Consider the following 6,906-nt stretch of genomic DNA (forward strand, 5'->3'; position numbering starts at 1 on the left):
ACGCCAGCAGGTTCCCGACGATCTCACTAAGCCAGATAACGCAGCATTGGTGTTCTGCGGTCCGGCAGGTTTTATGGATCATCTGCAGCAGCTTGCTTTACAACACGGCTGGTCCGCAGCACAGCTGCACAGCGAGCGCTTCCAACCCACAGCAACAGTGATGGCAGGCGGTGCGTTCGAGGTGGAGATCGCCTCCTCCGGCGCACGGTTTGCCGTGGGCGCGCAACAAACTATCGCTGAAGTGCTTGAGAATGCAGGTATCGAATTGCCGCTTTCCTGCGAGCAAGGCATGTGTGGTTCCTGTATCACCGGCGTATTAGCGGGCGAACCGGATCACCGTGATGAGGTACTGAGTAAGCAAGAGCGCGCGGCCAATGATTGCATCGTGTTGTGCTGCTCACGCGCGCGTTCACCATTATTGGTACTGGATCTATGAGCGGCTATCCAGGAGCGACCGGCGCACGTTTACCCCGCTGGCTGCTGCCAGAAAACTGGCCTGAAACCAACAATCAACCGCAGCTGGCGACCTTACATTTCCACGCTGCTGGCCTGCAATTCGAACCCGACAGCGCAGCAGCACCCGCTGATTATCTGCCGCTCAATGGCGCGCTGGCGCTGCCCGCGTTTATCGAGCCGCACGCGCATCTGGACAAAACCTTCACCATCCAGCGCAGCCCGGCACAACAGCCTGGTTTATTGGCAGCGATTGCCGCCATGCATCAGGACCGCGCGCACTGGAACGCCGAGGATTTGCGGCAGCGCGCCAGCCAGGCGCTGCGCTGGGCGGTGGAAGCCGGCGTTGGTTTGCTGCGCACCCACATCGACTGGTTTTCCGTTGATGCACCGTTAGCGTGGCAAGTGATTGGCGATTTGCACCATCCGCTGTGCAGCATTGAACGTGTCGCCCTCGCGCCACTGACCTTTTTCGCCGATGCCAGTGATGCGCAGCATATCGCCGCGCAAGTCGCGACCAGCGGCCCCGGCGCGCTGTTAGGCGGCTTTATTCACAGCAGCAACTGGGATGCGCAGGCTTTTCAGCATCTGATGCAGGCCGCCGAACTGTGGCAGCTGGATATCGATCTGCATATTGATGAAGAACTTAACGTCGAGGCGCAGGGATTACGCTGGCTGGCGCACTATTTGCAGCAGCATCCGTTTAGCGGCGCGATCACTTGCAGCCACAGCTGCGCGCTGTCGCAACAGGATGATGCGCAACAGATTCTTGCCGTGCTGGCTCAACACAATGTGACGTTGATTGCGCTGCCGCTCACCAATCTGCTGCTGCAGGATGCGGTGGCTGGCCGTACGCCGCGTTTGCGCGGGTTAACGCTGGTGAAAGAGGCGCAGGCGCTTGGCATTCCGCTGCTGCTCGGCGCTGACAATGTGCAGGACGCGTTCTGCCCGTTTGGCAGCTACGACCCGCTTGATACGCTGTTTAGCGGCTTGCTGAGCCTGCAACTGGGCGCGGCATTTGATCAGGCTTCAGCGCTGATCTGCCAACGTCACGCGCTGCTGGCGAATGATTTAGTGATCTTTCCGGATGCCGATGTGGCGAGCTGGCCGTTACGGCAACGTCAGCGTTATCGGCTGAAAATGGGTGTGCGTTATGGAGAAACAACAGATGGCGCTTGATGCAGGAGCGGGACAACCGCTGGCGAAATATGCCGCGTGGCGACGCGCGGGCGACTTCATTTTCCTCTCCGGCATTATTCCGGTGAACCCACAAACCGCCACCATTGTGCGCGGCTACGACGACATTCCCGCAGCGGCGCAACAACTGCTTGGCCGCACCGGCGAGTTCTCCACCGACATTAAAGAGGGACCGATTCTGGCGCAGAGCTGGTACGTGCTGGAGAGCATCCGCGCCACCATCGAAAGCGCGGGCGGCCAGATGAGCGATGTCTTCAAACTGGTGCAGTACTTTCGCAACCTCGACCATTTCCCCCATTACAGCCGGGTGCGTAAGCAATTTTTCCCCGATGCACCGCCGGTTTCCACCGTGGTGCAGGTCAGCGAAATGCTGCCGAGTCCGGACGTCTTAATTGAAGTTGAAGCCACGGCGTGGTTGCCGCAATAACACGAGGAGTTGAAATGTTGCATGGTTATATTCCGGCAAACCGCTTTTTGCCGTACCTGAGCTGGACCGACATCGCCACGCTGGAGAATAAAGCCAACACCGTGATCGTGTTGCCGACCGGCGCGATTGAGCAGCACGGCCCGCATCTGCCGTGCGCGGTGGATAGCGTGATCGCTTCCGGCGTGGTTGGCCATGCGCTGGCGCGCTTACCGGCGGCGATCCCCGCTTACGCCATCCCGCCGATCACTTACGGCAAATCGGATGAGCACCTGCATTTTCCCGGCACGTTGACGCTGACCGGCGAAACCCTGCTGCACACCATTCTGGAGATTGGCGAATCACTCTATCGCGCCGGTTTCCGCAAATTTCTGATGGTTAACGGCCACGGCGGCCAGCCGCAGCCGTTGCAGATGGCGGCGCGCGAGCTGCGTCTGCGCCACGGCGACATGATCATCATCATGCAGGACACCTTCAAAGTGCCGAACTGCGCTGAAAGCTTTATGGATGACAAAGAGCGGCAGATGGCGATGCACGCGGGACATGCGGAAACCGCGCTGATGCTGGCGCTGGCACCCGATACCGTGCAAATGGACAAAGCCGTCGCCAACTATCCACCGGAATTCCCCTGCCCGACGCTTTCGACCAACAAACCGATGGCGGCATGGGCGTCCTACGATTTCGGTCCAAGCGGTGTGATTGGCGATCCTTTGCCATCTACGCCCGAACAAGGCGCGGCGATCCTCGATTCGCTGGCAGAAAGCTGGGCGCAGGTGATCACCGAAGTGCATCAGATGACATGGGTAACGCGCGCCGAACCGGCGTGGGGCACCGGCCAATGGCAAGGCAAAGTATTAGACCACAACGACGCCGCCGCCTTTTTAACACCTCGCTAGGGAATAACGATGAAAAAAACATTGAGCACTGTGGCCGCACTTGCGCTGGCACTCTCGGCCCCGAGCATGGCGGCGGAGAAATTCACCTTTATGACCAACTGGTATGCGCAGGCCGAACACGGCGGTTTCTACCAGGCGCAGGCGCAGAATCTCTATCGCGATGCCGGTCTCGACGTCACCATCAAGATGGGCGGTCCGCAGGTGCATACCATGCAGTTGATGGCGGCCGGTCAGGCCGACTGCATCATCAGCGATAACATGCAGGCGCTGGAAATCTGGCAGCAAGGCGTTGAAGCGATGCCGGTTGCCACCACCTTCCAGCACTCGGCGATTGCCTTTCTCACTCATCCGGATGTGAAAAATCAGGCCGATTTGCAGGGCAAAACCTTCCTGCTGGCGGCGGAAGCCTACACCTCATATTGGCCGTGGGCGCAGAGCGCGCTTAACCTGAAAAACGCCCGCGTGCGTCCGTACACCTTCAGCATTCAGCCGTTCCTCGCCGATAAAAATCTGGTGCAGCAAGGCTACATCACCTCCGAGCCTTTTGCGGTGCAGAAAGCCAATGCGCAGGCCAATGTCTATCCGATCAGCGATTGGGGCTATCCGCCGTACGGCAACAGCATCGTCTGCATGAAATCGACCATTGAGAAACGTCCGGCAGCGGTGGCGGCGTTTGTGAAGGCATCGATGCAGGGCTGGAAAAACTATCTGCAGGATCCAGCCGCTGGCAACGTGCTTATCAAGAAAGAGAACCCGCAGATGAGCGATGAACAGATCGCTTTCGGCATCGCGCAGATGAAGAAATACCAGATGCTGACCGGCGGCGATGCACAAACCGGCGGCATCGGCATCATAACCGAGGCGCGCCTCAAGCAAACCTGGCAGCTGCTGGTCGATACCAAACTGATCGATCCTGCCAAAGTGCCGTTTGACGGCAGCTACACGCTTAAATTCATCCAAGACGTCAAGGTTCTGCCATGAATACAGCCAGCCATCTGACGCTGCTGCATCCCGATGCGCAAGCGGTGCCGCGTTCTGCGGCGCCACCGGCGATTGAGGTGCTGTCAGCGGAGAAAATCTATCCCAACGGCACGCGCGCGCTGCTGCCGGTCGATCTCACTATTCGTCAGGGCGAATTTGTCTCGCTGCTTGGCCCGTCCGGTTGCGGCAAAAGTACCTTGCTGAAAATGATCGCCGGACTGATTGAGCCCACCGATGGCAAGTTAATGCTGTTTCGCCGCGATCGGCGGGAAAATCAACGCGATCTGCCGCTATCGTTTGTGTTTCAGGAAGCGACGCTGATGCCGTGGAGCAACGTGCACAAAAATGTGCGTCTGCCGCTCGATTTGGCGGGCGTGCCGCGTGCCGAAGCGGATACCCGCGTGCGCGAGATCCTTGAATTGGTAGGCCTCGACCAGTTTGGTCACGTGCTGCCGCGCGAGCTTTCCGGCGGCATGCAGATGCGCGTATCCATTGCGCGCAGCCTGGTTACGCGTCCGAAAGTGCTGCTAATGGATGAGCCGTTTGGCGCGCTGGATGAAATCACCCGCAACAAACTGGACAGCGATCTGCTGGATTTGTGGCAGGAGCAGAAGCTGACGGTGGTGTTTGTCACCCACTCGATTCAGGAAGCGGTATTTCTGTCGCAGCGGGTAATTATGATGGCGGCGCGCCCCGGACGCGTGGTGGATGACATTCGCATTGAAACGGCGCTGCCGCGCGACGATGAGTTCCGCGTCAGCCAGGATTTCACGCACTATGCGCAACAGCTGCAACGCGGCCTGCTGGCAGCGAGCAAGGAGAGTTAATGATGAAACCGTTAGCGGCCCATCGTCAATTTCAGCAGTGGCTGTTTCCTGCCATCGTCGCGGTCGCCATGCTGCTGCTGTGGCAGTTTCTGGTCACCACCTTCAAGGTGCCGGTGTTTCTGGTGCCGTCGCCGTTAGTGGTGGCGCAAAGCCTGGTGCAGAACTTCCCAACGCTGTTTATGTCGTTGCTCTACACGCTGAAAATCACCGTAATTTCCTTCGCGGTGGCAATCGTTATCGGCTCGATTGTGGCATTTCTGCTGGTGCAAAATCGCTTTATTGAAACCGCCCTTTTTCCCTACATCGTGTTCCTGCAGGTGACGCCGATTGTCGCCATCGCGCCGCTGATCATCATCTGGGTAAAAGACACCACGCTGTCGCTGGTGGTGTGTGCCACCTTGATGGCGGTGTTTCCAATAATTTCCAATACCACGCAAGGTCTGCGCAGCGTGTCGCCGGGGTTGCTGAGCTACTTCCGCCTCAATCACGCGTCACGCATGCAGATTCTGCTGCGCCTGCGTATTCCTTCGGCGCTGCCGTACTTCTTCGGCGCGCTGCGCATCTCCAGCGGCTTGTCGCTGATTGGCGCGGTTGTGGCCGAGTTTGTCGCTGGCACCGGCGGTACCGATACCGGGCTGGCGTACCAGATTTTGCAGGCCGGTTATCAGCTCAATATCCCACTGATGTTTGCTGCGCTGCTGCTAATTTCACTGGCAGGTTTTCTGCTGTTCGCGCTGATGTCGTGGCTGACGCGCCGCGTGCTGGCGGCGTGGCATGAGAGTGAATTAAGCCCCAACTAACATCGTAGGGTCGCCATTCATGGCGACCTGGATTGAGAAGGTCGCCATGAATGGCGACCCTACGTGATCCCCTTTTACCACAGGATTAAAACATGTCTGATTCCGATCGCCAGTCTGCACTGGCGGCGCTGGTCGCGGCGTTGCCTGAACTTGACTGGATTAAAGAAGCGCCGAAGGTCAAACGTCTGTCACGCGATTTCCACTGGTTCAGCCCGGTACTGAAACCGCAGCTGGAAGAGAAGTTTGCCGAGCTAGCGGTGCGTCCGCGTGATGAGCACGAGCTGGCACTGATCGTCGCGGCCTGTACTAAACAGCGCGTGCCGCTCAACCTGCGTGGCGGCGGCACCGGCAATTACGGGCAGCTGATTCCGCTGCACGGTGGCGTGATGGTCGATATGACGCGTCTCAACGCCGTTACTGCCGTCGGTAACGGCACGGTGCGCGCGCAGGCGGGGATTCGGCTCGGCGATCTGGAAGCGCATACGCGTCCACTTGGCTGGGAGCTGCGCTGCATGCCGTCCACATGGAAACTGGCGACGCTTGGCGGCCTGTTTGGCGGCGGATTTGGCGGCGTGGGTTCTATCAATTACGGTCCGCTGGCTGCGCCAGGCAACGTGCTTTCAGTGCGCCTGATGACCATGGAAGAAACGCCGCGCATTATCACGTTGCAGGCACCCGATGCGCTGCTGCTGCATCACGCATACGGCAGCAACGGCATTGTGCTGGAGATCGAACTGGCGCTGGCGCCGCGTCACGACTGGATTGAACGTCTGGATATCTTTAACGATTTCGCGGCGGCGATGGCCTTTGCCGATGCACTGGCGCGTTCGCCGGGCATGGTGAAACGACAGATTGCGGTATTTGCTGCGCCAGTGCTCGATTACTTCAGCGATCTGGCCGATGCCGATGTGGCGGGTAAACATGGCGTAATTTCTGTGGTTGGCAGCGAAAGCGATGGATTGTTACCTGCACTTCTTAGCCAACATGCGGGACGCAACGCGCTGCATTTTGCCGAAGGGGAAAACAGCGGCCATTCGCTGATCGAGTATTGCTGGAATCACACCACGCTGCAGGCGTTGAAAATCGACAAGACGCTGACCTACCTGCAAACCGCCTATGCGGCGGATAACTATCAGCAGCAGGCTGTCGCTTTAGAATCGCAATTGTCCGATGAGGTGATGTCGCACATTGAATTCTTACGCGACATGAACGGCACCATTACCTGTAGCGGATTGCCGCTGGTGCGTTATCGCGACGAAGAGCGACTCAACGCGATTATGGATATTTACCGCGCAAACGGCGTGAAAATTAATAATCCGCACGTGATC

8 protein-coding genes are annotated in these 6,906 nt (G+C 58.5%); all 8 read left to right on the forward strand.

Translation table 11 applies throughout. The features are described from left to right. On the forward strand, positions 1-436 hold a 436-nt coding region (locus RTY00_RS16810), incomplete at its 5' end, for a 2Fe-2S iron-sulfur cluster-binding protein (RefSeq protein ID WP_312665197.1). Next, positions 433-1,632 (forward strand): amidohydrolase family protein, encoded by a 1,200-nt coding sequence (locus RTY00_RS16815; protein WP_312665198.1) that lies wholly within the window; start codon positions 433-435, stop codon positions 1,630-1,632. The genes RTY00_RS16810 and RTY00_RS16815, both read left to right, overlap by 4 nt. Next, positions 1,622-2,077, forward strand: a complete 456-nt coding sequence (locus tag RTY00_RS16820) for a RidA family protein (RefSeq protein ID WP_312665202.1) — start codon at positions 1,622-1,624, stop codon at positions 2,075-2,077. The genes RTY00_RS16815 and RTY00_RS16820 overlap by 11 nt, the downstream gene beginning before the upstream one ends. Before the next feature lie 14 nt (positions 2,078-2,091). Next, a complete protein-coding gene (locus RTY00_RS16825) occupies positions 2,092-2,970 on the forward strand; it encodes a creatininase family protein (protein ID WP_091004106.1) in 879 nt (292 codons plus the stop codon). A gap of 9 nt (positions 2,971-2,979) precedes the next feature. Further along, positions 2,980-3,951, forward strand: a complete 972-nt coding sequence (locus tag RTY00_RS16830) for an ABC transporter substrate-binding protein (protein WP_312665199.1) — start codon at positions 2,980-2,982, stop codon at positions 3,949-3,951. Further along, entirely contained in the window at positions 3,948-4,778 is an 831-nt protein-coding gene (locus RTY00_RS16835) for an ABC transporter ATP-binding protein (RefSeq protein WP_312665200.1), read from the forward strand. The genes RTY00_RS16830 and RTY00_RS16835 overlap by 4 nt, the downstream gene beginning before the upstream one ends. Then, positions 4,778-5,578, forward strand: a complete 801-nt coding sequence (locus tag RTY00_RS16840; RefSeq protein ID WP_277976232.1) for an ABC transporter permease — start codon at positions 4,778-4,780, stop codon at positions 5,576-5,578. Before RTY00_RS16835 ends, RTY00_RS16840 begins: the two co-directional genes overlap by 1 nt. A gap of 92 nt (positions 5,579-5,670) precedes the next feature. Further along, a partial coding sequence (locus RTY00_RS16845) for an FAD-binding oxidoreductase (RefSeq protein WP_312665201.1) occupies positions 5,671-6,906 on the forward strand: 1,236 nt, incomplete at its 3' end.

It is taken from the genome of Pantoea sp. CTOTU49201 (assembly GCF_032054795.1).
GTDB lineage: Bacteria > Pseudomonadota > Gammaproteobacteria > Enterobacterales > Enterobacteriaceae > Pantoea > Pantoea symbiotica.